Source organism: Ferrovibrio sp. MS7 (assembly GCF_038404985.1).
Lineage (GTDB): Bacteria > Pseudomonadota > Alphaproteobacteria > Ferrovibrionales > Ferrovibrionaceae > Ferrovibrio > Ferrovibrio plantarum.
The window spans coordinates 2,464,505-2,489,889 of the sequence record NZ_JBBKBA010000001.1 but is presented as its reverse complement, the minus strand read 5'-3'; the positions used below and the strand labels follow the sequence as shown (position 1 = coordinate 2,489,889).

The window sequence follows — 25,385 nt, the reverse complement described above, 5'->3', positions numbered from 1 at the left end:
GAGCGCGATGGTCCCGCTAACGAATGAGTAAGGCCGGGCCACTACACTCGCTCCACGGAGGAAGCGGCAGGCCATGAGCAATGCCCGATTGACCCATCTGAGCATCCGCCCGGCCACGGCGCAGGACGCCCCTGCCCTGGCGGCGCTGCATGTGGCGGTATGGCAGAGCGCCTATCGCGGCATCATGCCGGATTCCTACCTTGATGCCCTGTCCCTGGAACAGCGCACGCAATTCTGGACTCACCTGCTGGCCGAGCCCGACCCGGACCGGCTGGTCCTGCTGCTGGAAGCCGAGAACGGCACGCTCGGCGGTTTCCTCTCCGCCGGCAGGCCGGTGGACCTGCCGCCCGGCGGCGCCGCGGTCTATCGCGGCGAAGTGCATGCCATGAATATCCTGCCGAGCCTGCAGGGCCGTGGCCATGGCCGCCGCCTGCTGGTGCATGCCGCCAACTGGCTGAGCGGCCGGCGCCTGACGCCCTTCTTCCTCTGGGTGCTGGCCGACAATACTCGCGCCCGCGATTTCTACGAAATCCTCGGCGGCATGCCGGCATCTCGGCGGCGCATCACCATCGGCGGCGCACCGCTGACCGAGATCGCCTACCAGTTCCTCTACCCTGATCAGATCGCCAAGCTGGCGCTGAAGGCAGTGGCGCGGCGTTAGACCTTCAGCAATAGCGGCTGGGCAGCGGCTGGTTGCTGAAATGCGCCGCCAGATTCCGCACCACCAGGTCGCCCATGGCAGCACGGGTCTGGTGCGTGGCGCTGCCGACATGGGGCTGCAGCACCACATTCTCGAGCGTGAACAGGGCTTCCGGCACCTGTGGCTCGTTGACAAAGACATCCAGGCCGGCGCCCTTCAGCTTGCCCTGCACCAGGGCTTCGACCAGGGCCGGTTCATCCACCACGCTGCCGCGCGCGATGTTGATGACATAGCCCTTCGGCCCCAGCGCGGCGATCACCCTGGCATCCACCAGCTTCTCGGTTTCCGGCCCGCCGGGGCAGGCGATCATCAGGATATCGACTGCCGCCGCCATCTCAGCCAGGTCGGCGTAGTAGCGATGCCCGGTGCCTTTGTCGCGCGGGCCGCTATGCACCACGGTGACGCCGAATGCCTCGGCGCGCTGGCCGATAGCCTGACCAATGCGGCCGAAGCCGAGAATGCCCATGGTCTTGCCGCCGAGCTTGTCGGTGAGCGGGAATTTGCCCCCAGGCCATTGCCCGGCGCGCACGAAGGCATCGCCCTGGGGAATTCGCCGCAGCGTCGCCAGCGTCAGGCCGATGGCGAGGTCGGCAACCTCATCGGTGAGCACATCGGGCGTGTTGGTGACGATCACGCCCTTCTTCTCGCAATAGCCGGTATCGATGGCATCGACGCCGACGCCGAAACAGGAAATGATTTCAAGCTTGGGCAGCGCGTCGATCAATTCCGCCTTGGCGCCGACATTGCCGGACGTGGCGATGGCGCGTACACGCGGCGCGATTTCCGCCAGCAGCGCCTTGCGGTCCTCGGCCTGCCACAAACGATGCACGGTATAGGCAGCGTTAAGCGCCTGTTCGACGCTCGGCAGCAACGGCCCGGCCTGCAAAATCTCAATCGGCATTTCCACCCTCTGGCATCTGATACGCAACCAGAGAAAGCCTAGTGGTGGTTCGCTGCCGGTTCAAGCCGCTTAGGCTTCAAGCAGCATGGGCTTCAGGCAGCACGGGCTTCAAGCAGCACGGGCAGCCGGCTCCCGGAACGGGTTGAGATTGGCCAGGAACTGATCGGTGCAGGCATCCCAGGAATATTGCAGCGCAAGAGCGCGGCAGGCTTCCGGCGACTTGCCGAGCGCGCCCTTGATCGCTTCGCCGAGATCCTCATGCAGGCAGCCGACTTCCGGATTGGGCCCGATCACGTCAAGCGGCCCGGTGACCGGATAGGCGGCAACCGGAATGCCCGACGCCAGCGCCTCCAGCAGCACCAGGCCGAATGTATCGGTAAGACTCGGGAACACGAAAACATCGGAAGCCGCGAAGTAACTCGCCAGCGCGCCATTCTCCAGATAGCCGGCGAATACCGCTTCAGGATACTTGGCGCGGTATTCCTCAAGCTGCGGCCCGATACCGACCACCAGCTTGGTGCCCGGCAGGTCGAGCTTGAGAAAGGCTTCGATATTCTTGTCGACCACGACGCGGCCGGCATAGAGATGGATCGGACGCGGCAGATCGAGCAGGCTCTTGTCGCGCGGCCGGAAGCGCTCGGTATCGACGCCACGCGACCAGGTGCGCATGTTGCGGAAGCCGCGCGCCTCCAGGCTCTCGGCCAGACTCTTGGTCGCCACCATCACCGCCGACGAGCCGCCATGGAACCAGCGCATGAAGGCATAGGACCAGGATAGCGGCAGCTTGGCGCGCTCCTCGACATATTCGGGAAATTTGGTGTGGTAGGCAGTGGTGAAGGCCAGTCCATGGCGCTGGCAATAGCGCCGCGCCGCCAGACCCAGCGGCCCTTCCGTGGCAATATGGATGGCATCTGGCTGGAAGGCCTCGATCCGCCGCACCAGCGCACGATAAGGCAGGATCGCCAGTTCGATCTCGGGATAGGTCGGGCACGGCACGCGGCGGAATTCGCTCGGGCCGACCACTTCCACGGTAAGGCCGCGCTGTTTCAGCACCTCCACCGTTTTGGTCAGCGTGCGCACCACGCCGTTCACCTGGGGATGCCAAGCATCCGATATAATCAAGATCCGCATGACGACCGTTCACCCTCAATGCAACACGCGATGATTGCATCGCAGTTCGGTGACGGTGGCGTGACAGTCTGTGGATAAATTGGTGAAGGCTTGCGCGAAGGCCCTAGGCCTTCACCTTCTCCCGCAGGGTGACAAATTCCTCCGCCGCCGTTGGGTGGATGCCCACGGTGGCGTCGAAATCCGCCTTGGTCGCCTTGGCCTTCACGGCGATCGCGATACCCTGGATGATCTCGCCAGCTTCCGGGCCGACCATATGGGCGCCGACCACGCGGTCGGTGGCAGCATCGACGATCAGCTTCATCAGCACGCGCTCGTCGCGGCCCGAAAGCGTGTGGCGCATCGGCTTGAAGCTGGTGCGATAGATATCCACCTGGCCGTATTTCTCGCGCGCCTGCGCTTCGGTCAGGCCGACACTGCCAACCGGTGGCTGGCTGAACACCGCAGACGGCACGTCGGCATGATCCGCCTGGCGCGGCTTGTTGCCGAACACCGTGTCGGCGAAGGCATGGCCCTCGCGGATCGCCACCGGTGTCAGGTTGATCCGATTGGTGACATCGCCGACGGCATAGATATGCGCCACGCTGGAGCGCGAGAAGCCATCCACCTTCACCGCCCCCTGCCCGTCCAGCGCCACGCCCAGCACCTCGAGGCCAAGCCCTTGAGTGTTCGGCTTGCGGCCGGTCGCCGCCATCACCGCGTCGGCCTCGATCTGGCTGCCATCGGTGAGCGTCAGGCGCAGCGTGCCATCGGCCTGCTTGTCGAGGCGAGTGACATCGGTCTTGACCCGCAGTTCGATGCCGCTTTTCACCAGTTCATTGGCCAGGTGGTTGCGCACATCATCATCGAAGCCGCGCAGGATCTGCTCGCCGCGATAGAGCACCGTGGTTCTGGAACCGAGGCCATTGAAGATGCCGGCGAATTCCAGCGCGATATAGCCGCCGCCCAGCACCACGACGCGCTTCGGCTGGCTGGGCAGATGAAAAGCCTCGTTCGAGGTGATCATATGCTCGGCGCCGGGCACGCCCGGCTTCACGGCGGCGGCACCCGTGGCGATCAGGATCGTGCCGGCAGTGACGCGCTGGCCGGCCACCTCGATGGTATGGGCATCGACCAGGGTGGCGCGGCCATCGAAGGTCTTAGCCCCGGCATTCTCGAACAGGCCACGATAGATGCGCTCTAGCCGGCCGATTTCCTTGTCCTTGTTGGCGATCAGGGTCGGCCAGTCGAAGCGGGGCTCGCCGACGCTCCAGCCGAAGCCGGCGGCATCCTCGAAGCCATGGGCATATTCCGACGCATAGACCAGCAGCTTCTTCGGCACGCAGCCCCGGATCACGCAGGTGCCGCCATAGCGGTATTCCTCCGCCACCGCGACGCGGGCGCCGTGGCCGGCGGCAATACGACCGGCGCGCACGCCGCCCGAGCCACCGCCGATCACGAAGAGGTCGAAATCATACTGGGTCATAACGCCTCGCCCGTCCTTCAGGGGCCGGCGGGCACTTCGTGTCCGCGTCCGACCGAATGCATCAGATCGCACATATCGGCATGTTGCCGCGCCACGGCAAGATGGTGCGCTTCCATGGCCGCGACAAGGGCGCCGCCATGGCCCAGCATGCGGTCGGCCTGGCGGATCATCAAGCTGTTCGGCCAGGAGCGCGGGCGGATTTTCGCCAGCGCCTGGAATACCTCGGCCTCGCGGCCCTTGTTGCGCAGCGCCATCAGGATGGTGGCGGTGGCGGTGGAGCGCGAGATGCCGGCCCAGCAATGCACCAGCACATGCTGCGGCTGGTCATCCAGCACCCGCTCGCAGGCCGCAATGATCGCCGCCATGTCGGCAGCACTCGGGGCCAGGCGCAGCGAGTCCGGCAGCACGATATCGTGGAAGCGGAATTCGGCCATGTGGCGGGGCGAAACATCCTGATAGGCCTCGGGCCGCCGCGTGCCCGGATCGAGAATGCCGATCAGGTGCGAGACCTCGCGGCCGGCGAAGCCGGGCAGCTCGCTGACACCGCAGACGCTCACTTCAAAGGGCAGCAGGCCCAGGGCTACGGCGCTCATTCCCCATTCCTCATCATTCAACCGTCACCGACTTTGCGAGGTTGCGCGGCTGGTCGACATCGGTGCCCTTCAGCACCGCGACATGGTAGGCTAGAAGCTGCACCGGGATGGCATAGAGGATCGGCGCCACGAAGGGCTCGACCTGCGGCAGCACCACGGTGGCGAAGGTGCGGTCATCGACATGCGCCAGGCCCGGCTTGTCGGACATGAAGATCACCTTGCCGCCGCGCGCCATCACTTCCTGCATGTTCGAGATGGTCTTCTCGAACAACGCATCGGTCGGCGCAATCACGATCACCGGCACCTGTTCATCGATCAGCGCGATGGGGCCGTGCTTCAGTTCGCCGGCGGCATAGCCCTCGGCATGAATGTAGGAGATTTCCTTCAGCTTCAGCGCGCCTTCCAGGGCAAGCGGGAAGCAGGGACCGCGGCCGATATAGAGCACGTCGCGGGCATCCATGATCTTCTCGGCCAGCGCCTTGAGCTCGTCGTCATGGTTCAGCACTTCCGCCGCCTGGGCCGGCACCTCGATCAGCGCCGCCATCAGGCGGGCGCTTTCTTCCTCGCTCAGCGCCTTGCGCGCCCGCGCCACAGCCAGGCTGAAAGCGGCGAGCGTGACAAGCTGGCAGGTGAAAGCCTTGGTCGAGGCAACGCCGATTTCCGGCCCGGCTTTGGTCGGCAGCATGCCATCGGCCTCGCGCGCCATGCTGCTTTCCGGCACGTTGACGATGGCCAGTGTGCGGCCACCTTCCTGCTTCACATAACGCATCGCCGCCAGGGTGTCGGCGGTCTCGCCCGATTGCGAGATGAAGATCGAAAGACTGTTGGGATCGACCGGCGCCTCGCGATAGCGGAATTCAGAGGCTACATCCACCTCCACATTGATCCGCGCATAGCGCTCCAGCCAGTATTTCGCCACCAGGCCCGAGTAATACGACGTGCCGCAGGCGACGATGGTGATGCGGCTGAACTTGGCCAGATCAATGCCAAGATCGGGCAGATGCACCCAGCGGTCGGTCGGGCTCAGCACGGTGTTGATGGTATCGCCCATCACCGCCGGCTGCTCGTAGATTTCCTTCAGCATGTAGTGGCGGTAATTGCCCTTGCCGATCATCGCGCCGCTGATCGCGGTGGGCCGGATTTCGCGCTCGACCAACTGGTTGGCGGCATCGAAGAAGCGCGCCGTGCCGCGCGTCAGCACCACCCAGTCGCCTTCTTCCAGATAGGCGATCTTGTCGGTGAGCGCCGCCAGCGACAGCGCATCGGAACCGAGATACATCTCGCCATTGCCGAAGCCGACCGCCAGCGGCACATTGCGCCGTGCGCCGATCAGCAGGTCATCCTCGCCGTGGAACATGATCGCCAACGCGAAGGCGCCGCGCAGACGGCCAAGCGCGGTCTTCACCGCCTCCTCCGGCTTCTGGCCTTCCAGCAGATACTGGTCGATCAGGCGCAACGCCACTTCGGTATCGGTCTGGCTCTGGAAGCGATGCCCCTTGGCGATCAGTTCATCCGCCAGTTCGCGGTAATTCTCGATGATGCCGTTATGCACCATGGCGACGCGCTCGGTGGCATGGGGATGCGCGTTGACCTCGTTCGGCACACCATGGGTGGCCCAGCGGGTATGGGCAATGCCGATCAGGCCTTGCAGCGGCTGTTCCTCCAGCCGTGCCTCCAGGTTCACCAGCTTGCCCTCGGCGCGGCGGCGCTCGATGGTGCCATCGCTCATCAGTGTGGCAACGCCGGCGGAATCATAGCCGCGATATTCCAGCCGCTTCAGGCCATCGACCAGCAGCGGCACCACATCGCGGGTACCGATTACGCCGACAATTCCACACATAGGCTAACTCCTGGAAACTGGACGGGAGGCTACTTCTTCGATTTGGCTTTCAGCTTCTGGGCGGCAAGCTGGGCACGCAGACGGGCAGCAAGGCCCGGCTTGGTTTCCTGCCGGCCGCGGCCCAGCGCCAGCGCATCTGCCGGCACATCCTGGGTGATGGTGCTGCCAGCGGCGATCAGCGCGCCATCGCCAATTTTCACCGGCGCCACCAGCGCCGAATTCGAGCCGATGAAGGCATTGGCGCCAATATCGGTATGGTGCTTGTTGTAGCCATCGTAATTGCAGGTGATGGTGCCAGCGCCGATATTGGCCTTGGCGCCGACCCGGGCATCACCAATGTAGGTCAGGTGGTTCACCTTGGCGCCCTGCTCGATGCGCGCCTGCTTCACCTCGACAAAATTGCCGATATGCGCTTCCGCGCCGATCTCGGCGCCTGGCCGCAGCCGCGCGTAAGGTCCGATAGTGGCGCCGGAAGCGACGCGCGCGCCTTCGATATGGCTGAAGGCACGGATGATCACGTTGTCGGCGATCTCGACGCCGGGACCGAACACCACATGTGGCTCGATGGTGACATCGCGGCCGAGCTTCGTATCAGCACGCAGATACACCGTTTCCGGCGCCGTCATGGTGACGCCGCTTTCCAGTGCCGCCAGCCGCAGGCGGGCCTGCATATGGCCTTCGGCGATGCTGAGTTCGGCGCGGTTGTTCACGCCCATCACATCGATCTCGGAAACCTCGACGGCACGGCAGGCCCAGCCCTTGGCGCGCGCCAGATGCACCAGATCGGTGAGGTAGTATTCGCCCTTGGCGTTGTTGTTATCCAGCTTCTTGAGCAAAGCCGGCAGGCGGGCGCCATCCAGCAGCATCATGCCGCCATTGCAGAAGCCGATGGCGCGCTGCTCGGGCGTGCAGTCCTTGAATTCGACAATGGCGTCGAGATTGCCCTTGGCATCCTGGATCAGGCGGCCATAGGCAGCAGGATCGGCCGGGCGGAAACCGGAGACCACCACGGCTGGGTCCGTCTTGGAGCGGCGCGCGGCGACCAGTTTTTTTAGCGTGTCGGCGGTGAGCAACGGCGTGTCGCCATAGAGCACCAGCACGTCGCCCTTGAAGCCCTTGAGCGCCGGCATCGCCGCCTGCACCGCATGGCCGGTGCCGAGCGGCGGGTCCTGCACCGCCACGGCAATCGGCGCAAACGCCTTGGCCACGGCCTCCATGCCACGGCCGAGCACCAGCACATTGCGTTCGGGTTTCAGCGCGGCAGCCGCGTTCAGCACATGCCGCAGCATCGGCAGGCCGGCCACCGGATGCAGCACTTTGGGCAGGCCGGACCGCATCCGCGTGCCCTGCCCTGCCGCCAGCACAATTACTGCTAGTGAGTGTTTCGCCATGACCGAATGCCGTCTACAACCAAACAAGGTGAATCGCCAGCCTCGGGGGCTGGCGGTGTTTGTCTCATATCCTTGGGCAACATCGGAAATCAAAAGGTTTTTCCGAGTGTTTCAAGGTTTTTCCGAGTGTTTCAATGGCCATGAAAGCGATCCTGTTCGACCTTGACGGAACCCTCGTCGACACCGCGCCGGACCTGGCTGCCGCGCTCGACCATGCCCTGACCAGCCAGGGCCGGCCCACTGTCGGCCTGGACGCGGTGCGCAGCATGGTGGGCGATGGCGCGGTGGCGCTGGTGCAGCGTGGGCTGATCGCCACCGGCGGCATCGTTTCCGAGCAGCAGTTCAAGGCTGCCGTGGACGCCTTCTTCGTCTATTACGCCGCCAATCTGGTCGCCACCAGCCAGCCCTTCCCCGGCGTGGTCGCCTGCCTGGAGGCTTTGCGCCGCGATGGCTACAAGCTCGCGGTCTGCACCAACAAGGCGGAGGCCTTCACCTTCCCGCTGCTCGATCAACTGCAACTGACGCCGTTCTTCGACGCCATCGTCGGCGGCGATACCTTCCCGGTGAAGAAGCCCGATCCCGGCCATATCACTGGCACCCTGGCGCGCATCGGCGGCGAAATCAGCTGGGCGGCAATGGTTGGCGATTCCTCGAACGACATCGATGCCGCCAAAGCCGCGAAGCTACCAAACGTGGCGGTGAGTTTCGGCTATACCCGCATCCCCGCCGCCGAACTTGGCGCCGACCGGCTGATCCATCATTTCGACGATCTGCGCGCCGTGCTGGATTCGCTGCAAACCGCCTAAGTCAGCACACGGTTCGGCGGCAGTTCGATGCTGGCCGTGGTGCCGATGCCGGGCTGACTCTCGATCTCCAGCCGGCCGCCCTGCAGGCGGATCAGGCGATCGACCAGCGGCAGGCCCAGGCCTGTGCCGGGCTGGTCGCGGGTCAGGGCATTCTGCACCTGGTAGAATGGCTCCAGCACCTTGGCGAGTTGCGCCGCCGTCATGCCGATGCCGGTATCACGCACGCTGAAGCGCAAACCACCCGACGGGGTCAGACTGGCGGCCAATTCCACGCTGCCCCGCTCGGTGAATTTCACGGCATTGCTCAGCAGGTTGAGCAGCATCTGCAGCACCGCGCGGCGGTCGGCATGCAGCTTCACCGGCTTTTCCAAAGGCCGCAGAATCAAGGCCAAGCCATCGGTTTCCGCTTTCTCGCGTACCAGCCGGATGGCGGCGCGCATCACCTCGGCGGCATCGAATTCGGCATCCACCAGTTCCATCTTGCCGGCCTCGACCTTGGAGAGATCGAGAATGTCACTAATAATTGCCAGCAGATGCTCGCCGCTGCCATGGATGTCGGCGGCATAGTCGCGATAGCGTTTCTGGCCCACCGGCCCCAGCATCTCGTCCTTGATCATGGTGGAGAAGCCAATGATGGCATTAAGCGGCGTGCGCAGCTCATGGCTCATATTGGCGAGGAAATCGCTTTTCGCCCGGTTGGCCTCCTCCGCCGAGCGCATCGCCGCCAGCAGCGTAACCTCGGTTTCCTCGCGCAGTTCCAGCAGCACGCGCTGGCGGTAGAGCAGCAACACCAGACCCAGCACCAGCAGGGCGGCAAAGGCGGTGAGCATGGCAACGCCGAGCGAGAAGCGGTCGAGCCGCGCCTCCTGGGCCAGCAGCAATTCGCGCGCGCTGTCCCGGCCCTCGCCCAGCAGCACGATCAGCCGCGCCTCGGCATCACGGGCGCGGGCCTGCATCAGCCAGATCGCGGAAGGCGAGCCGGCCGGCTGCCCCATGGCACCCTCGGCGAACCAGCGTTCGATATCCTGCAAGGCCGGCCGCGCCACGGCATACATGCCGGCGGCCCCCACCAGATTGTCGAGATTGTAGTTGGTGCGCAGCAATTCCGTGCGCCGCACGGCCACCTGCAACCGCTCGCGCACCCGCTCGCGGGTCGCTTCGCTGGGCTGCACACGCCAGAACTCGATGGCCCAGGCCAGATTGGCCATCTCGCGGATCAGGGTTTCGGCGTCGCGCTCCTGGTCCAGCAGGGTCACCGGCAGGTCGCGGGCAATGGAACTGAGGCTCTGCTGCACATAGGCGCCGATCACGAAGGCCGCTGCGACCACGGCGATGATCGCGGCGGTGATCTGGCGCCGGCCGAAACTCCAATGCCTGAGCGGCTGCCGCATCAGCGGGCCGCTGCGGCCGGGCCGGGATCAAGGCCGGCAGCGCGGTAGAAGCGCGCGGCGCCAGGATGCAGCGGAATGCCACGCGCTTCCAGCGCCTGGGCCAGGGCCAGGTCGGCACCGCGCGGGTGGCCGGCGCGGATCAGCTTCTGCCCGCGCTCACTCCAGATCTGCCGCAACACCCCTTCCACCAGGGCATCGTCAAGATCGGCGCGCACCAGCAACTGCGCCGAGACGGTGACGGTTTCCACCGCGTTGACTCCGGCATACATGCCGGCGGGAATGGTGCCACGGCTGAGGAAGGGATTGCGTTGCAAGAGGTCTGCGGCGGCTTCGCCCCGCACCGGCAGGATATCGACATGGCCGGCGCTGGCGAGATCGGCAACCGTGCGCACCGGCCAGCCGCCGACGAAGAAAAAGGCATCGAGCTGGCCAGCAGCCAGACGCGGCGCGGCCAGATCGGGCTTCACATATTCCGGGCGCAGCCGGCTTTCCGAGAGACCATGGGCGGCCAGCAGCATGCGCGCCATGGCGAGCGTGCCGGAGCCGGGTTCGTCCAGGCTGACGCGCTTGCCGGCAAGATCGGCAATAGTCTGGATTCCGGCATTGCGCCGCACCACCACATGCACCGCTTCCGGATAGAGCCGGGCCACGAAGCGCAGCCGCGTCGCCGCCGGCTTGCCGGCAAAGATGCCGTTGGCATGGAAGGCGCCATGGGCGATATCGGACTGCACCAGCCCGGCCTCGATGGCGCCGGCCTGCATGCCATCGACATTCGACACCGAGCCGTTTGAGGTTTGCGCCACCGCCAGCAGGCCAGGCACGCCGCAGGGCTGCGGCAATGGCGGCGCGCAATCGGGCGCGCCATGGCTTTCCGCCACCACGCGGGCGATCAGGCTGCCGAGTGGAAAATACACCCCGGCGGTGCCGCCGGTGCCGATGCGGAAGAAAGCCGGCATTGCCTGGGCGCTTGGCCGAACCTGGTGATCGGCACGGGCCGGCCAGACAAGGCCGGCGGCGGCAGTGGCGGCAAAAGCAAGCAGCGCGTCGCGGCGTCGCATCGGCTATTCGGCATCCGGCTGCTGGTCGGGCGCGGCACGACGAAAGGCATCGAGTGTGTTGCAGTGATCGACGATGCGCACCACCGTGGGACAGCCTGATAGGTCGCAATTGAACCGGCGGCCATTGGCCACCTGCGGCACCAGGCAGGCATCGGCCAGGCCGGGCGCCGCGCCAAAGCAGAAATCACCGCTATGTGAACTCTGGCGCAGCATCTGTTCCACAGCGGCCAGACCGCTTTCGACCCAATGGCGGTACCATTGGTTCTTCTTCTCGTCCGACAGCCCCATGTCGTGCACCAGGTAGCGCAGCACGCGAAGGTTGTTGATCGGGTGAATATCGCAAGCGATGGCCTGCGCCATGGCCCGCACCTGGGCACGCAGCACTGGTTCCTTGGGCAGCAAGGCCGGTTTCGGATACACCTCGTCGAGATATTCGATGATGGCCAGCGACTGGGTCAGCACCGCGCCATCCACTTCCAGGGACGGCAGCAGTTGCTGCGGGTTAAGCCGGGCATAATCCGCCGAGAGATGCTCATTCTTCTGCAAATGCAGCGGCACCAGTTCGTAATCCAGCCCCTTCAGGTTCAGGGCGATTCGAACGCGGTAAGCCGCAGACGACCGGAAATACCCAAACAGCTTCACGCCGTCCTCCTGTTTTGCCGCAATCCTAACCCAGCGTTGAGCCGTAACAAAGAGATAGTACAGCCAGGGCCACGGAGCGGTTGCCCCTGGTTGGGCGGGGCTCTATTGTCGGAACGCCCGGCAGCCCCCATGTGATAAGGCGGCACCGGGAGGGGTTAGAGGAAGAGCAGGACAAATGCGGCTGTCGATTAACGGTGAATCCCGTGAAATGGGCCAAGCGGCCAATGTTGCCGAATTGCTGGCCACGCTGGAACTCGATGCGCGCAAGATCGCGATTGAGCTGAACCGCGAGATCGTGCCGCGCTCGGCCTATGGCGCCACGGCGCTGAAAGATGGCGATGCCGTCGAAATCGTGCATTTCATCGGCGGCGGCAATGCCGCGCAGCACCCGGATGACGACTATTTCGAGGTCGCCGGCCGCCGTTTCCGGTCCCGCCTGCTGGTCGGCACCGGCAAGTACAAGGACCTGGCCGAAACCAAGGCCGCCATCGAGGCTTCCGGCGCCGAGATCGTGACCGTGGCGGTGCGCCGGGTGAACGTGCTCGACCCCAAGCAGCCGATGCTGATGGATTACGTCGATCCGAAGAAATACACCTACCTGCCCAACACCGCCGGCTGCTTCACTGCCGACGACGCGCTGCGCACCCTGCGCCTGGCGCGCGAGGCCGGCGGCTGGAAGCTGGTGAAGCTGGAAGTGCTGGGCGACCAGAAGACGCTGTACCCCGACATGGAGCAGACCCTCGCCGCCACCAAGATCCTGGTGAAGGAAGGCTTCGACGTCATGGTCTACTGCGCCGACGATCCGATCGCGGCGAAGAAGCTGGAAGACCTCGGCGCCTGCGCCATCATGCCGCTGGCCGCCCCGATCGGCTCCGGCCTCGGCGTGCAGAATCCGGTGCAGATCCGCATCATCAAGGAAAACGCCCGCGTGCCGGTGCTGGTGGATGCCGGCGTTGGCACGGCGTCTGATGCCGCCATCGCCATGGAGCTGGGCTGCGACGGCGTGCTGATGAATACCGCCATCGCCGAAGCCGGCGACCCGATCCGCATGGCACATGCCATGCGCATGGCGGTGGAAGCCGGCAGGCTGGCCTATCGCGCCGGCCGCATGCCGAAAAAGCGCTATGCCGATCCTTCGTCCCCGCTCGCGGGCCTGATCTAAACCCGTAGCGCCCCAATCTGCCCTCGTAGCGCAAAGGCCCCAAAGTGGACCTCGATATCTATAAGCTGATCGAAGAGTACCGCGACCTCTTCTACGTCATCACCTTCATCTGGACCTTCCTAGAAGGCGAGACTTTCGTGATCTTCGCCGGCGCCGCCGCCAGTCAGGGGATGCTTAACCAGTATATCCTGATCGCCGCCGCCTGGCTCGGCAGCTTCTCCGGCGACCAGCTCTACTTCTGGATTGGCCGCAAATACGGCCACCGCCTGCTCAAGCGCTTCCCGCGCATGCAGGGCGGTGTCAATGTCGCGCTCGGGATGCTGCACAAGTATCACATCGGCTTCATCCTCTCCTTCCGCTTCATCTACGGTGTGCGCAACTTCTCTTCGCTGGCGATGGGCATGAGCCCGATTGGCTGGCCGCGCTTTGCTGCGCTGAACTTCATCGCCGCCGGCCTGTGGGCCAATGCCTTCGCCTGGGGTGGCTACCTGCTTGGCAAGACTTTCGAAGCCGTGCTTGGCGATGTCGCCAAGGATTTCGGCTTAGTCATGCTCGGCGTGTTCGCCCTGGTTGGTGTGATCCTGTTCTTCACCCACCGCCGCAGCAAGGCCAGCTTCGAGCGCAAGATCGCCGAGCAGCAGGCCGCCGAACAAGCCAAGCTGCCCGACGCCAGCAAGCCTGAAACCAAGGCGGAGTGACGCGGTTAAAACCCGTCAGGCGAATTGCGCCAGGCCGTGGCCGACGGACCAGTTTTCCTTCGGCGCATCCAATACCGTCACGAACACATCCTCAGGCCGGATACCCGGACTGGCGCCAAGCCGCTCCACAATGCAGCGGAACAAAGCCTGCTTCTGCGCCGCCGTGCGGCTGCTGAACACGGTGATCTGGATATAGACCAGATCATCGCTGCGCGTGACGCCGAAGGCATTCCCTTTACGGAAATTCGCCGCAGCATGCTCGGTGATGGTCATGAACTGATCATCCTCGGGCACCGCCAGCGCGTCGCGCAGCGCCAGATAGAGACTATCGAAAATTGCCTGCCGGTAGGCTTCCGGCTTGCCTTCGCGCAGAGAGATATGAAGCAGCGGCATGATCGCCCCTTTTTCTGTTGTCCTAACAACTCCTACCGCTGCAGCCAGTCATTTTTATAGCGAATTAATAATGATATCAGCTATTATGAATACAAATGACTGAACATCCCCTCGATCTGGATGCCGTGCGGGCTTTCATCCGCATCGCCGAACTCGGCAGCTTCACGCGCGCCGCGGAAGCCCTGCAGACCACCCAGGGCGCGGTGAGCCTTAAGCTGCAGCGGCTGGAAAAGCGGCTCGGCTGCCGGCTGCTGGAACGCACCCCGCGCCACCTGGAACTTTCGCCGCGCGGCGCTTCCTTCCTTGACCATGCCCGCGAATTGCTGGCGGTGCATGACCGCGCGCTGGCCGGCTTTGTCGCGGCGCGTCAGCGCCTGACCATCGGCATCAGCGACCATGTTGCCGGGCCGGAACTGCCGGCGCTGATCGCCCGCATGAACGCCCAGGACCCGGACCTGCTGATCGAGATTCATATCGGTTCATCGGGTGACCTGCTGCAGCGTTTTGACCGGCGCGAATTCGACACCGTGATCGTGCGCCTGCATGCCGGGCGCAGCGATGGCGAATTGCTCGCCGAGGAGAAATTCGGCTGGTTCGCGGCGCCGCACTGGCAGCACCGTGCCGGCGAACCTTTGCCGCTCGCCACCATGGCGGAGCCTTGCGGCGTGCGCGCGCTGGCCGGCCAGCTTCTCGATACAGCCGGCATCGCCTGGACGGAAGTGTTTGTCGGCGGCGGCGTGGCAGCGGTGGCGGCGGCGGTGATGGCCGGTGTCGGCGTCAGCGCGCTGGCGCCACGCATGCTGCCTTTCGGCGCCATGGATATCGGCCCCCGGCTGGGGTTGCCGGTCTTGCCGCGGCTGCCGGTGCTGCTGCATACCCGCGTGCGTGGCGCCAAGCCGCGCGCGGCTTTGGCCGCGCTCTCTGCCGCCTACCGCAGCGTGGTGCGGGGTTAACGCCGCTCAGGCCGCCGCCAGCAGCTTGTCGATTACCCGATCCAGCACGCGGCGCTCCTCCGCTGTCAGCTTCTCAAGCAATTCGTGCTCGAAACCCAGCGCCAGCGGCACGATCTCACCATAGACCTTCTCGCCGGCCTTCGAGAGCGTCAATTGCGTCTTGCGCTTGTCGCCATCGTCGCGGCGGCGTTCCACCAGCTTCTTCTTTTCCAGCGCCGCCACGGCACGGCTCACCGTCACCTTGTCCATCGCCGCGCGTTCCACCACCTCGTTGGCGGTGATGCCGGGATGGCGGCCGAGATTGGCGATCACCCGCCATTCGGGGATCCCGATGCCGAAACGCTCGGCGTAATGCCGGCTCAGCGCGCCGCTGATCCGGTTGGTCATCACCGACAGCCGGTAGGGCAGGAAATTTTCCAGCACGAGCGGGGTTTTCGACATGGGCGTGGTCTCGCTTGATTTAGTTACAAATGTAACTAATATGCGGGGCAGATGCAAATTCTCCATGGAGGAAACCAATGGCCGATCTCTGGGACAACCCGATGGGCACCGACGGCTTCGAATTCGTGGAATATGCCGCGCCAGAGCCAGAGAAGCTTGCCGCCCTGTTCGAGCGCATGGGCTTCGTCGCCGTCGCGCGGCATCGCTCCAAGAATGTGACGCTCTATCGCCAGGGCGATGTGAACTTCATCCTCAATGCCGAGCCGGCGAGCTTCGCCCAGAGCTTTGCCCGCATCCACGGCCCCTGCATCTGTGCCATCGCCTTCCGCGTCAAGGATGCCGCCTTTGCCTACAAGCGTGCCGTTTCGCTCGGCGCCTGGGGCGTAGAGAACAAGGCCGGCCCGATGGAACTGAACATCCCGGCGATCAAGGGCATTGGCGACAGCCTGATCTACCTGGTCGACCGCTACGGCCCGCGCGGCACCATCTACGACGTCGATTTCGTGCCCATCGAGGGCGCGGACGGCAAGCCGGTGGAACGCAACCCGGCCGGCTGCGGCCTCACCTATATCGACCACCTGACCCATAACGTGCATCGCGGCCGCATGGGCGAGTGGGCGGATTTCTACGAGCGCCTGTTCGGCTTCCGCGAGATCAAGTATTTCGACATCGAGGGCAAGCTGACCGGCCTGAAGTCCAAGGCCATGACCAGCCCCTGCGGCAAGATCCGCATCCCGATCAACGAAAGCTCCGACGACAAGTCGCAGATCATGGAATACCTGCACGCCTATCATGGCGAAGGCATCCAGCATGTGGCTTTGGGCAGCGACGACATCTATGCCACCGTGAGCAACATGCGCGGGCGCGACGTGCCGTTCCAGGACACGCTCAGCACCTACTACGATGGCGTCGACAAACGCGTACCGGGCCATGGCGAGAATCTGGACCGCCTGCGCGAATTGCGTATCCTGATCGATGGCGCGCCAACTGCCGGCCAAGGCCTGCTCTTACAAATTTTCACCGACACGGTGATCGGCCCGATTTTCTTCGAGATCATCCAGCGGAAGGGCAATGACGGCTTCGGCGAAGGCAACTTCAAGGCGCTGTTCGAATCCATCGAGCTCGACCAGATCCGCCGCGGCGTGCTGAAGGCCAACGCCTGACAACAAGAAACGCCTAACAATACAAACGGAGGAAACGCCATGGCAAAGACCTGGATTCCGATGACCCATAGCGAGGGCAATGCCTCGCGGCAGGCGCATGTTGCCCTGCCCGCCGGCACCTATGAGCGCGAGATGGGCAAGGAAGGTTTCTTTGGTCCGGCGGCGCATTTCTACCATGCGCATCCGCCCACCGGCTGGATCGACTGGGAAGGCCCGCTCAAGCCGCGCGCCTTCGACACCACGAAATTCACCAGCCATGGCAATTCGCCCTGGGATGCGCGGCTGCTGCTCGGCAATGCCCATGTGAAATACCGCACCGGCACCATCGCTGAGAAGATGGATCATCTGGTGCGCAATGGCGATGGCGATGAATTGCTGTTCGTGCATGCCGGCTACGGCTCGCTCTACTGCGATTTCGGCCACCTGCGCTATACCGAAGGCGACTATATCATGCTGCCGCGCGGAACCATGTGGCGGCTCGAGCCTTCGGCGGAAACCAAGCTGCTGCTGATCGAGGCGACCAACGACAGTTACCGCCTGCCGGAAAAAGGCCTGGTCGGCCCGCATGCCATCTTCGATCCCGCCGTGCTGGAAATCCCGGCGCTGGACGATGCCTTCAAGGCACAGCAGAGCAGCAGCGAAACTTGGCGCGTGGTGATCAAGCGGCGCGACAAGCTTTCCACCGTCACCTATCCGTTCAACCCGCTCGATGCCGTGGGCTGGAAGGGCGACCTCGCCCCGGTGAAACTGAACTGGCGCGATATCCGCCCGCTGATGAGCCACCGCTACCACCTGCCGCCTTCGGCCCACACCACCTTCCTGGCCAGCCGCTTCGTGGTCTGCACCTTTGTGCCGCGCCCGGCGGAAAGCGATCCCGACGCGCTGAAGCTGCCCTTCTTCCATAACAACGACGATTACGACGAGGTGATCTTCTATCACCACGGCCAGTTTTTCAGCCGCGACAACATTCATCCCGGCATGATCACGCTGCACCCCTGCGGCTTCCCGCATGGCCCACATCCCAAGGCCTTCCAGATGGCGACCAAGGCAGCGAAACAGGCTAGCGATGTTCCGGCGCCGCCGCGTATGCTGGATGAAGTGGCGGTGATGCTGGATACCCGCGATGCCCTGGATGTCTCACCCGCGGCCGAAAGCGTCGAATTCGGCGGCTATGTCGCGAGCTGGAATCCGCAAGGCTTCCGCCACGCCGCCGAATAGTCAGGATTAGACCAAGATGAAACTCGCTTCGCTGAATCATGGCCGCGATGGCCGTCTCTGCGTCGTCAGCCGCGACCTGACGAAAATGCTGCCCGTCGATAGCCTGGTGCCGACGCTGCAACTGGCGCTCGATTCCTGGGCCGTGGCTGCGCCCAAGCTGGAAGCCGCCTCAGCGGCGCTGAATGCCGGCGAGGCTGGCGCCGCCCTCGCCTACGACGCCACCAAGCTTGCAGCGCCGTTGCCGCGCGCCTACCAATGGTGCGATGGCTCGGCCTACCTCAACCACGTGGAACTGGTGCGCAAGGCGCGTGGCGCGCAGATGCCGCCGGAATTCCTGCATGATCCACTGATGTACCAGGGCGGCTCGGATGATTTCCTCGGCCCCACCGAGGATATTCTGGTCGCCGACGAAGCCTATGGCATCGACCTGGAAGGCGAAGTGGCGGCGATCACCGGCGATGTGCCGATGGGTATCTCGGCCGAGGCCGCCGCCGGCCATATCCGATTGCTGCTGCTGGTCAACGATGTATCCTTGCGCAACCTGATCCCGAACGAACTGGCCAAGGGCTTCGGCTTTTTCCACGGCAAACCCTCCACTGCCTTCTCGCCCGTGGCGGTGACGCCGGACGAGCTCGGCGATGCCTGGAAAGATGAGAAGATTCACTTAGCCCTGGTCAGCCATGTCAACGGCACCAAGTTCGGCGCGCCTGAAGCCGGCGACGACATGCAGTTCAGCCTGGCGCAATTGATCGCCCATGCCGCCAGGACACGGCGGCTGCGCGCCGGCTGCATCGTCGGCTCCGGCACGGTCTCGAACCGCGATGCCAGCCGGGGTTTCTCCTGCCTGGCCGAAATCCGCATGATCGAGACGATCAACGAGGGCAAGCCGAAAACCGGTTTCCTGAAATTCGGCGACCGCGTGCGGATCGAGATGTTCGACCGCGCCGGGCGCTCGATCTTCGGCGCCATCGATCAGCGCGTGGTGAAATACGCCGGGGCGTCCTAATTCATCTCGTCATGCCCGGACTTGATCCGGGCATCTCATTGTCAATTGGAGAAAGATGCCCGGGTCTGGGCCCGGGCATGACGACGTATTTTATATTGGTCAGTACGTCTGGCCTAAACCCCGACATCAACCCGCAGGCCGAGGCTGGCACCGATGCGGGCGCTGCCAGGCACGACATTGCTGGCGGCAGCATTGTTGCTGTTGCCGCCGGCTGCCACTGGCGCCGCCACAGGGGCCGGGTTGGAGAAATTCTGCCGCTCCGGCGCCAGCAGCGGGTTCGAGCGTTCCTGGCTGCCATTGATCCGCGACTGGCCGCGCTCATTCTCCTGGCTCCGCTCGCTCTGCTGACGCTGTGCCGCGCGGCTATTCCCGGCTTCGCCGCCCTGCTCAGCGGCGCCGGGCGCCAAGGCCTGCAGATTCGGCACCGGCCCCGGTGCAGTGCCAAGCGCGATCAACGGCCGCAGCGAATTCGCCGCCAAGCTATAAGCCTGCGCCGCGCGCGAGGCACTGTCGCTGTCGGCCGCTGTGTTGCTGCCATTCAATTCCGGCGATACCTGCGAGCGCAAAGCGGCATCCCGCAGGGTCGCGAGCGTGGCATTGCTTAAAGTCGGTGCGTTGAAGCGCACAACAGAAGACGCCCGCTGCTGCGCCTGTTCTTGGGGCGAGGGCAACGGGGACGGCAGGACCAAATTCTGTTGGGCCAGATTGCGCGCCGCGGCTGAGGCCGGAAAGACTGCGAGCAGATTGCTGCCCGTGACCGACTGAACCATGGTTAATATTTACCATGAATCCCCGGTCCTGGCACGTAAAAAAGGGTAAATAATCCTTTAACAACTGGAACTTAGGCCAGCCCCCAGGAACTCAAGCCAATCCCAGGGCGAGATCAGACACGAAGGGGTTGCTGCGGCGCTCGGCGCCGAAGGTGGAAAGCGGGCCATGGCCGGGCACGAAGGTGATGTCGTCGCCGAGCGGGAACAGGCGCTCACGGATGGCTTTGATGAGCTGTTCATGGTTGCCGCGCGGGAAATCGGTGCGGCCGATCGAGCCACGGAACAGCACATCGCCAACCAACGCCACGCGACTTTCTGCATGCACAAACACCACATGGCCCGGCGTATGGCCGGGGCAGTGGTAGACATCGAGGATGAGGTCGCCAAGCGTGACGGTATCGCCCTGCTCCAGCCAGCGGCCCGGCGTGAAACTGCGGCTGGGCGGAAAACCATATTGCTGTGCCGCCTTGGGCATGCCGTCGATCCAGAACTGGTCCTCGCGATGCGGCCCCTCGATCGGCAGGTTCAGCTTTTCCGAGAGTTCCATCACTGCCCCGGCATGGTCCAGGTGGCCATGGGTGACCAGCAGCTTTTCCAGCGTCACGCCCTGGCGCTTTACTGCTTCCAGCAGCCGATCCGGCTCGCCGCCGGCATCCACCAGGGCGCCGCGCATGCTGGCGGTACACCAAACCAGGCTGCAATTCTGCTGGAACGGGGTAACCGGGATTATTTCGATCTGGAGGGGCGGTTTCTCTGTCATGACAGGGGTTTATCGCAAATCCGCCCAGTTGGCGCCAGGGTCATTGCGGGGCTGGCCTCGTCCCTCATCTTGTACTGGCGCCACCCCACCCCCATCTAGCCCGTAAACCACCGAAACCGCCCCTGTCTGGCCCCATCCAGGGCCCCGGCAGTTGCCCCGGCGGGGCGGAATAGTGTAGGGCAATCCCCCAGGGTGCTGCCAAAGTGACAGGCCGCCCGGTGTTATACCTTTGTAGGAGCGGCCGGGATGGCGCAGGCAGGCAAGCAGGGTGGCGGCGGGCGCAAGGCCGCGAAGCCGCTGGTCTATGTGCTGAATGGCCCGAACCTCAACATGCTCGGCACCCGCCAGCCGGAAATCTATGGCCGCGACACGCTCGACGATGTTGAAACCCTGTGCCGCTTCACCGCTGATCGGCTGGGCCTGGAGATCGACTTCCGCCAGACCAACCACGAAGGCGTGCTGATCGACAGCATCCAGGAGGCCCGCACCAAGGCCGCCGCCATCGTGATTAATGCCGGTGCCTTCACCCATACCTCGGTGGCCATGCTCGATGCGCTGAACGCCTTCGACAAGCCGGTGATAGAGGTGCATATCTCCAACATCTTCAAGCGCGAATCCTTCCGGCACCATTCCTATGTGTCGCCGGCGGCGCGCGGCGGCATTTTCGGCCTCGGCCCCAAGGGCTATGCCCTGGCGCTGGAAGCCCTTGCCGATATCATCGCCTGACAGCAGCAGAAAAAGGATTTCCAGGATGGCGTCGACGCCTGCCAAGGACAAGAAAGAGAGCCGCATCGACCAGCAGATGATCCGCGACCTCGCGGAATTGCTGAATGAGACCGGCCTCAGCGAAATCGAGTGGAATGAAGGCTCGCTGAAAGTCCGTGTTGCCAAGACCGTGGCTGCCGTCAGCGCCCCGGTCTATGCCGCCGCCCCGGCCGCCATTGCCGCCGCCGCTCCAGCCGCCGCCGGTGGCGACGATGCCGCCAGCCATCCCGGTGCCGTGAAGTCGCCGATGGTCGGCACCGTCTACACCGCGTCCGAACCCGGCGCGGCGCCGTTCGTCTCGGTCGGCAGCAATGTTTCCGCCGGCCAGACCCTGCTGATCGTCGAAGCCATGAAGACGATGAACCCGATCACCGCACCGAAGGGCGGCCGCGTCACCCGCATCCTGATCGAGAACCAGCAGCCGGTCGAATTTGGCCAGCCCCTGCTGGTGATCGAATAACCGGCCCGCGGGACCGCGCCGATGTTCGATAAGGTGCTGATCGCCAATCGCGGCGAGATCGCGTTGCGCATTCACCGCGCCTGCAAGGAAATGGGCATTCATACCGTGGCGGTGCATTCCACGGCGGATGCCGATGCCATGCATGTGCGCATCGCCGATGAATCCGTCTGCATCGGCCCGCCGCCATCCAACCAGAGCTACCTGAATATCCCGGCGATCATCTCGGCGGCCGAAATCACCGGCGCCGATGCGATCCATCCCGGCTATGGCTTCCTTTCCGAGAACGCCAAGTTCGCCGAGATCGTCGAAGCCCATGACATCACTTTCATCGGCCCGACGCCGGAACATATCCGCCTGATGGGCGATAAGATCGCCGCCAAGGAAGCCGCGCGCTCGCTGGGCATTCCCTGCGTGCCGGGTTCGGATGGCGCCATCGCCGATGAGGCGGAAGGCCGCAAGCTCGCCGACGACATGGGCTATCCGGTGCTGATCAAGGCCACGGCCGGCGGCGGCGGTCGCGGCATGAAGGTGGTGCGCAGCCCGGAGGAATTCGGCCCCGCGCTGGCCCAGGCCAAGGCCGAGGCGCGCGCCGCTTTCGGCAACGACGCCGTCTATGTCGAAAAGTACCTCACCCGCCCGCGCCATATCGAGATGCAGATTTTCGGCGATATGCATGGCAATGCCGTGCATCTCGGCGAACGCGACTGTTCGCTGCAGCGCCGGCATCAGAAGGTGCTGGAAGAAGCCCGCTCGCCGGCTTTGAACGAGGAACAGCGCAAGCAGATTGGTGCCATCGCATCCAATGCCATCGCCAAGCTCGGCTATCGCGGCGCCGGCACCATCGAATTCCTCTACGAGAATGGTCAGTTCTACTTCATCGAGATGAATACCCGCCTGCAGGTGGAGCATCCGGTGACCGAGATGATCACCGGCCTCGACCTGGTGCGCGAGCAGATCCGCGTCGCCGCCGGCGCGCCGCTCGGCTACACCCAGGACGACATCAAGTTCAGCGGCCACGCCATCGAATGCCGCATCAATGCCGAGAACCCACGCACCTTCGCGCCCTCGCCGGGCCGCGTCAGCGACTACCATGTGCCGGGCGGTCTTGGCGTGCGTGTCGATAGCGCGCTCTACACCGGCTATCAGGTGCCGCCGCATTATGACTCGCTGATCGGCAAGCTGATCGTGCATGGCACCAGCCGCAATGAATGCCTGATGCGGCTGCGCCGGGCGCTGGAGGAATATGTCATCGGCGGCATGGAAACCACCATCCCGCTGCATCTGGCCCTGATCCGCGATCCGGATTTCGTCAACGGTGCCTATGACATCCACTGGCTCGAGGAATTCATCGCGCGCCAGGGGTGAGAATGGGGTTTCAGGAAGGATCGTCATGCCCGGACTTGATCCGGGCATCTCATCCAGCCTGGCAAGAGATGCGCGGGTCAAGCCCGCGCATGACGACGGTGCGAAGAAGAGCGCATGCCGCATAACCCGCAGCCGCTGACCACCGACCTGCTGCTGCATGCCTATGCCAGCGGCTATTTTCCGATGGCCGACAGCGCCGACGATCCGGGCTATTTCTGGGTCTATCCGGAATATCGCGGCGTCATCCCGCTGGACCGCTTCCACCTGCCACGTTCGCTGGCCAAGACGGTGCGCAGCAATTGCTTCCGCGTCCATGTCGACCGCGATTTCGCGGCCGTGATCGCGGCCTGCGCCGAACCCTCGCGCGATCTCTTAAGCCAGCGCCGCAACACCTGGATCAATACGGTGATACGCAACGCCTATACCGAGCTGCACCGCAAGGGCTTCGCCCACAGCGTCGAATGCTACGATGGCGAGGACCGGCTGGTCGGCGGCCTCTATGGCGTGCGGCTCAACGGCGCCTTCTTCGGCGAAAGCATGTTCAGCCGCGCCACTGATGCTTCCAAGGTGGCTCTGGTGCATCTGGTGGCCCGCCTGCGCCTGGGCGGCTTCGTGCTGCTGGATACACAGTTCATCACCTCGCATCTCGCCCGCTTCGGCGCCGAGGAAATCCGCCGCGCCGAGTATCTCGAACGCCTGGGCGAAGCCTTGGATGTGACCGCCGATTTCGGCCGCATGCCACTGGATGCAGCGCCCGCCGAAGTGCTGGCGGCATTATCGGAGAGGATAGTGCATGGATAGCGTGACGCAGCTTCTGTTCGGCGGCGTGCTGGGCGCTGCCGGTTTCCGCAAAAGCCTGGGCCGGCGCGCGGTGGCGGCAGGCGGCCTGATCGGCACCCTGCCCGACCTGGATGTCTTAACCGGCCTGTTCGGCCATCAGAGCGTGGTCGACACCTGGCAGGACCACCGCGCCATCAGCCATTCCTTTCCCGCCACGCTGGTTTATGGCGCGGTGGTCGGCTGGATGCTTTGGAAAGCCGAGCGGCTGCGCAGCAGGGCGCCGAACCGCCCGGCGCTCGGACCCGATGACAGCCCAGAGCGCCGCCGCAACTGGATGTGGCTCGGCGCACTGGCGGCCGTCACCCATCCGCTGATCGACCTGTTCACCGCCTATGGTACGCAGTTGCTGGCCCCGTTCAGCAGCGTGCGCTTCGCCATCAACGCGATGCCGATCATCGATCCAGTCTATTCCCTGCCGCTGCTGCTGGTGTTTCTATTCGCCCTGGTAAGCGAGCGCTTCGCCGCTGCGGCACAGCGCGCGGCCCAGTTGGCGCTGGTCTATATCTTTCTCTACACCACGATGGCCTGGGGCATAGGCCTGCATCTGGAGCAGCGGGCGCGCGAGGAATTGCAGGGAACATCATCGAACACCACCGGCGTCCGCATCAGCGCCTATCCAGTGATTTTTCAGCCCTGGTGGCGCCGCATCGTTGTCGATCTGCCCGACGAAATCCTGATCGGCTTTGCCTCACCCTTCACTGAGAAGCCGATTGCCTGGCAGCGTTTCGCCCGGCTGCCCTCCAGCCCAGCGCTTGATGCGGCACAGGCCAGCTATGAAGCAAAGGTGTTCCGCTGGTTCTCAGGCGATCATCTGCACTGGACGGTGAAGCCCGGCACGCCGACTCTCGTCGAGGCGCGCGACTACCGCTATGGCATGCCCGGCGACAGTATCCTCGGCTTCTGGGGCCTGCGCTTCCGTGTCGATGCCGCAGGCCGCCTGCTCGGCGAGCCGGAGCGGCTGTCGGAACGGCCCGGTTTCACCCGTGCCGGCCTGGCAGAAATACGCGATGGTGTGTTGGGGCGTTAGCGCACTGAGATTCTAGCGGGCGGCGGGACGCGGCGCGCGGCAGTCGATCACCCAGACATCGTAGACCGGGTGTTCCAGCGGATTGAGCGCCGGGCTGGAGGCGAACATCCAGCCGGAGAAGCGCTGCACTGCCGCCTCGCCGGGGCGTTCTTCTACGATATCGAGATAGGCAGCGCTTTCCGGTGGATATTCCGGCGGCCGCTTGCGGCAGACGCGCGGCGTCACCTTCAGCGTGCCGAAACCAACGGTCTGGCCGATGGCGACTTCCAGCGTGTAGATGCGCGCGGTGATCTTATCCAGGCCCTGCAGGATCGCCAGCGGCATCGGATTGCTCGGCAAGGCGTCACTCGCCGGGGCCGGCTGCGCGATGGCCCCCGTGGCGGCGCATAGCAGCAGTGCTGCAACGAAAGTTGCGCGGGGCAGGCAGGACGCTTGCCGAAACATGCTGC

The 25,385-nt window shown here is 64.4% G+C and carries 27 protein-coding genes; 13 read left to right on the top strand and 14 right to left on the bottom strand.

Annotated elements, in window-relative coordinates; translation table 11 throughout:
- The first annotated feature begins 73 nt into the window (after window positions 1-73).
- Entirely contained in the window at window positions 74-661 is a 588-nt protein-coding gene (locus V6B08_RS11925) for a GNAT family N-acetyltransferase (RefSeq protein ID WP_341980967.1), read from the top strand.
- Window positions 662-665: 4 nt separating this feature from the next.
- Here the strand turns inward: V6B08_RS11925 and V6B08_RS11920 are convergent, their stop codons facing one another.
- From V6B08_RS11920 to glmU, 6 genes are all read right to left on the bottom strand, one after another.
- Window positions 666-1,601: a 2-hydroxyacid dehydrogenase gene (locus tag V6B08_RS11920; protein WP_341980964.1), complete on the bottom strand. Its 936-nt coding sequence runs from the start codon at window positions 1,599-1,601 to the stop codon at window positions 666-668.
- 108 nt (window positions 1,602-1,709) lie between these two features.
- Window positions 1,710-2,732, bottom strand: a complete 1,023-nt coding sequence (locus V6B08_RS11915; protein WP_341980962.1) for a glycosyltransferase family 4 protein — start codon at window positions 2,730-2,732, stop codon at window positions 1,710-1,712.
- A gap of 103 nt (window positions 2,733-2,835) precedes the next feature.
- Window positions 2,836-4,194 (bottom strand): glutathione-disulfide reductase, encoded by a 1,359-nt coding sequence (gene gor, locus V6B08_RS11910; RefSeq protein WP_341980960.1) that lies wholly within the window; start codon window positions 4,192-4,194, stop codon window positions 2,836-2,838.
- Between the two features lie 17 nt (window positions 4,195-4,211).
- Entirely contained in the window at window positions 4,212-4,787 is a 576-nt protein-coding gene (locus V6B08_RS11905; protein ID WP_341980958.1) for a tyrosine phosphatase family protein, read from the bottom strand.
- A gap of 13 nt (window positions 4,788-4,800) precedes the next feature.
- On the bottom strand, window positions 4,801-6,627 hold the full coding sequence (glmS, locus tag V6B08_RS11900) for a glutamine--fructose-6-phosphate transaminase (isomerizing) (protein ID WP_341980956.1): 1,827 nt from the start codon (window positions 6,625-6,627) through the stop codon (window positions 4,801-4,803).
- 29 nt (window positions 6,628-6,656) lie between these two features.
- Window positions 6,657-8,018, bottom strand: coding sequence for a bifunctional UDP-N-acetylglucosamine diphosphorylase/glucosamine-1-phosphate N-acetyltransferase GlmU (gene glmU / locus V6B08_RS11895; RefSeq protein ID WP_341980953.1), 1,362 nt, complete (start codon window positions 8,016-8,018; stop codon window positions 6,657-6,659).
- 134 nt (window positions 8,019-8,152) lie between these two features.
- Between glmU and gph the strand changes: the two genes are divergently transcribed.
- Window positions 8,153-8,824 (top strand): phosphoglycolate phosphatase, encoded by a 672-nt coding sequence (gene gph / locus V6B08_RS11890; RefSeq protein ID WP_341980951.1) that lies wholly within the window; start codon window positions 8,153-8,155, stop codon window positions 8,822-8,824.
- Here the strand turns inward: gph and V6B08_RS11885 are convergent.
- From V6B08_RS11885 to maiA, 3 genes are read right to left on the bottom strand one after another with little or no spacing between them, the layout of a single operon-like run.
- The gene (locus V6B08_RS11885; protein WP_341980949.1) at window positions 8,821-10,215 is read right to left on the bottom strand and encodes a sensor histidine kinase; all 1,395 of its coding nucleotides are present in this window, start codon (window positions 10,213-10,215) and stop codon (window positions 8,821-8,823) included. The two genes, gph and V6B08_RS11885, sit on opposite strands and share 4 nt — an antisense overlap.
- Window positions 10,215-11,273, bottom strand: coding sequence for a TAXI family TRAP transporter solute-binding subunit (locus V6B08_RS11880; RefSeq protein WP_341980947.1), 1,059 nt, complete (start codon window positions 11,271-11,273; stop codon window positions 10,215-10,217). The genes V6B08_RS11885 and V6B08_RS11880 overlap by 1 nt, the downstream gene beginning before the upstream one ends.
- A gap of 3 nt (window positions 11,274-11,276) precedes the next feature.
- Window positions 11,277-11,915 (bottom strand): maleylacetoacetate isomerase, encoded by a 639-nt coding sequence (maiA, locus tag V6B08_RS11875; RefSeq protein ID WP_341980945.1) that lies wholly within the window; start codon window positions 11,913-11,915, stop codon window positions 11,277-11,279.
- A gap of 175 nt (window positions 11,916-12,090) precedes the next feature.
- Between maiA and thiS the strand changes: the two genes are divergently transcribed.
- Together thiS and V6B08_RS11865 are read left to right on the top strand one after the other, a co-directional pair.
- Window positions 12,091-13,077, top strand: a complete 987-nt coding sequence (gene thiS, locus V6B08_RS11870) for a sulfur carrier protein ThiS (RefSeq protein WP_341980943.1) — start codon at window positions 12,091-12,093, stop codon at window positions 13,075-13,077.
- 44 nt (window positions 13,078-13,121) lie between these two features.
- The gene (locus tag V6B08_RS11865; protein ID WP_341980940.1) at window positions 13,122-13,775 is read left to right on the top strand and encodes a DedA family protein; all 654 of its coding nucleotides are present in this window, start codon (window positions 13,122-13,124) and stop codon (window positions 13,773-13,775) included.
- A 15-nt stretch (window positions 13,776-13,790) separates the two neighbouring features.
- Here the strand turns inward: V6B08_RS11865 and V6B08_RS11860 are convergent, their stop codons facing one another.
- A complete protein-coding gene (locus tag V6B08_RS11860; RefSeq protein WP_341980938.1) occupies window positions 13,791-14,168 on the bottom strand; it encodes a tautomerase family protein in 378 nt (125 codons plus the stop codon).
- Between the two features lie 95 nt (window positions 14,169-14,263).
- On the opposite strand from V6B08_RS11860, the gene V6B08_RS11855 reads away from it, so the two are divergent.
- Window positions 14,264-15,121 carry a LysR family transcriptional regulator gene (locus V6B08_RS11855; protein WP_341980935.1) on the top strand — a complete coding sequence of 286 codons (858 nt, stop codon included), beginning with the start codon at window positions 14,264-14,266 and terminating at the stop codon, window positions 15,119-15,121.
- A gap of 6 nt (window positions 15,122-15,127) precedes the next feature.
- On the opposite strand, the gene V6B08_RS11850 is transcribed toward V6B08_RS11855, so the two are convergent.
- Window positions 15,128-15,562, bottom strand: coding sequence for a MarR family winged helix-turn-helix transcriptional regulator (locus V6B08_RS11850; RefSeq protein ID WP_341980933.1), 435 nt, complete (start codon window positions 15,560-15,562; stop codon window positions 15,128-15,130).
- A 77-nt stretch (window positions 15,563-15,639) separates the two neighbouring features.
- On the opposite strand from V6B08_RS11850, the gene hppD reads away from it, so the two are divergent.
- Genes hppD through V6B08_RS11835 form a run of 3 tightly spaced genes read left to right on the top strand, consistent with a single transcriptional unit; the run spans window position 15,640 to window position 18,949 of the window.
- Window positions 15,640-16,725, top strand: coding sequence for a 4-hydroxyphenylpyruvate dioxygenase (gene hppD / locus V6B08_RS11845; RefSeq protein ID WP_341980931.1), 1,086 nt, complete (start codon window positions 15,640-15,642; stop codon window positions 16,723-16,725).
- A gap of 39 nt (window positions 16,726-16,764) precedes the next feature.
- On the top strand, window positions 16,765-17,943 hold the full coding sequence (locus tag V6B08_RS11840; RefSeq protein ID WP_341980929.1) for a homogentisate 1,2-dioxygenase: 1,179 nt from the start codon (window positions 16,765-16,767) through the stop codon (window positions 17,941-17,943).
- Window positions 17,944-17,959: 16 nt separating this feature from the next.
- Window positions 17,960-18,949, top strand: coding sequence for a fumarylacetoacetate hydrolase family protein (locus V6B08_RS11835; protein ID WP_341980927.1), 990 nt, complete (start codon window positions 17,960-17,962; stop codon window positions 18,947-18,949).
- Between the two features lie 113 nt (window positions 18,950-19,062).
- Here the strand turns inward: V6B08_RS11835 and V6B08_RS11830 are convergent, their stop codons facing one another.
- Together V6B08_RS11830 and V6B08_RS11825 are read right to left on the bottom strand one after the other, a co-directional pair.
- On the bottom strand, window positions 19,063-19,620 hold the full coding sequence (locus V6B08_RS11830) for a hypothetical protein (protein WP_341980925.1): 558 nt from the start codon (window positions 19,618-19,620) through the stop codon (window positions 19,063-19,065).
- A gap of 190 nt (window positions 19,621-19,810) precedes the next feature.
- Window positions 19,811-20,479, bottom strand: coding sequence for an MBL fold metallo-hydrolase (locus tag V6B08_RS11825; RefSeq protein WP_341980923.1), 669 nt, complete (start codon window positions 20,477-20,479; stop codon window positions 19,811-19,813).
- Between the two features lie 246 nt (window positions 20,480-20,725).
- Here V6B08_RS11825 and aroQ point away from each other — a divergent pair, with 246 nt between their 5' ends.
- The 5 genes from aroQ to V6B08_RS11800 all read left to right on the top strand — a co-directional run bounded on the left by aroQ (window position 20,726) and on the right by V6B08_RS11800 (window position 24,936).
- On the top strand, window positions 20,726-21,205 hold the full coding sequence (aroQ, locus tag V6B08_RS11820) for a type II 3-dehydroquinate dehydratase (protein ID WP_341980921.1): 480 nt from the start codon (window positions 20,726-20,728) through the stop codon (window positions 21,203-21,205).
- A 25-nt stretch (window positions 21,206-21,230) separates the two neighbouring features.
- Complete coding sequence (gene accB, locus V6B08_RS11815; RefSeq protein ID WP_341980919.1) at window positions 21,231-21,704, top strand: acetyl-CoA carboxylase biotin carboxyl carrier protein; 474 nt, start codon at window positions 21,231-21,233, stop codon at window positions 21,702-21,704.
- A gap of 21 nt (window positions 21,705-21,725) precedes the next feature.
- Window positions 21,726-23,069, top strand: coding sequence for an acetyl-CoA carboxylase biotin carboxylase subunit (accC, locus tag V6B08_RS11810; protein WP_341980916.1), 1,344 nt, complete (start codon window positions 21,726-21,728; stop codon window positions 23,067-23,069).
- Window positions 23,070-23,183: 114 nt separating this feature from the next.
- Window positions 23,184-23,870 carry a leucyl/phenylalanyl-tRNA--protein transferase gene (gene aat, locus V6B08_RS11805; RefSeq protein ID WP_341980914.1) on the top strand — a complete coding sequence of 229 codons (687 nt, stop codon included), beginning with the start codon at window positions 23,184-23,186 and terminating at the stop codon, window positions 23,868-23,870.
- A complete protein-coding gene (locus V6B08_RS11800) occupies window positions 23,863-24,936 on the top strand; it encodes a metal-dependent hydrolase (protein WP_341980913.1) in 1,074 nt (357 codons plus the stop codon). The genes aat and V6B08_RS11800 overlap by 8 nt, the downstream gene beginning before the upstream one ends.
- Before the next feature lie 12 nt (window positions 24,937-24,948).
- Here V6B08_RS11800 and V6B08_RS11795 read toward each other — a convergent pair whose 3' ends face one another.
- Window positions 24,949-25,380, bottom strand: coding sequence for a DUF2155 domain-containing protein (locus tag V6B08_RS11795; RefSeq protein WP_341980910.1), 432 nt, complete (start codon window positions 25,378-25,380; stop codon window positions 24,949-24,951).
- Window positions 25,381-25,385: the final 5 nt, after the last annotated feature.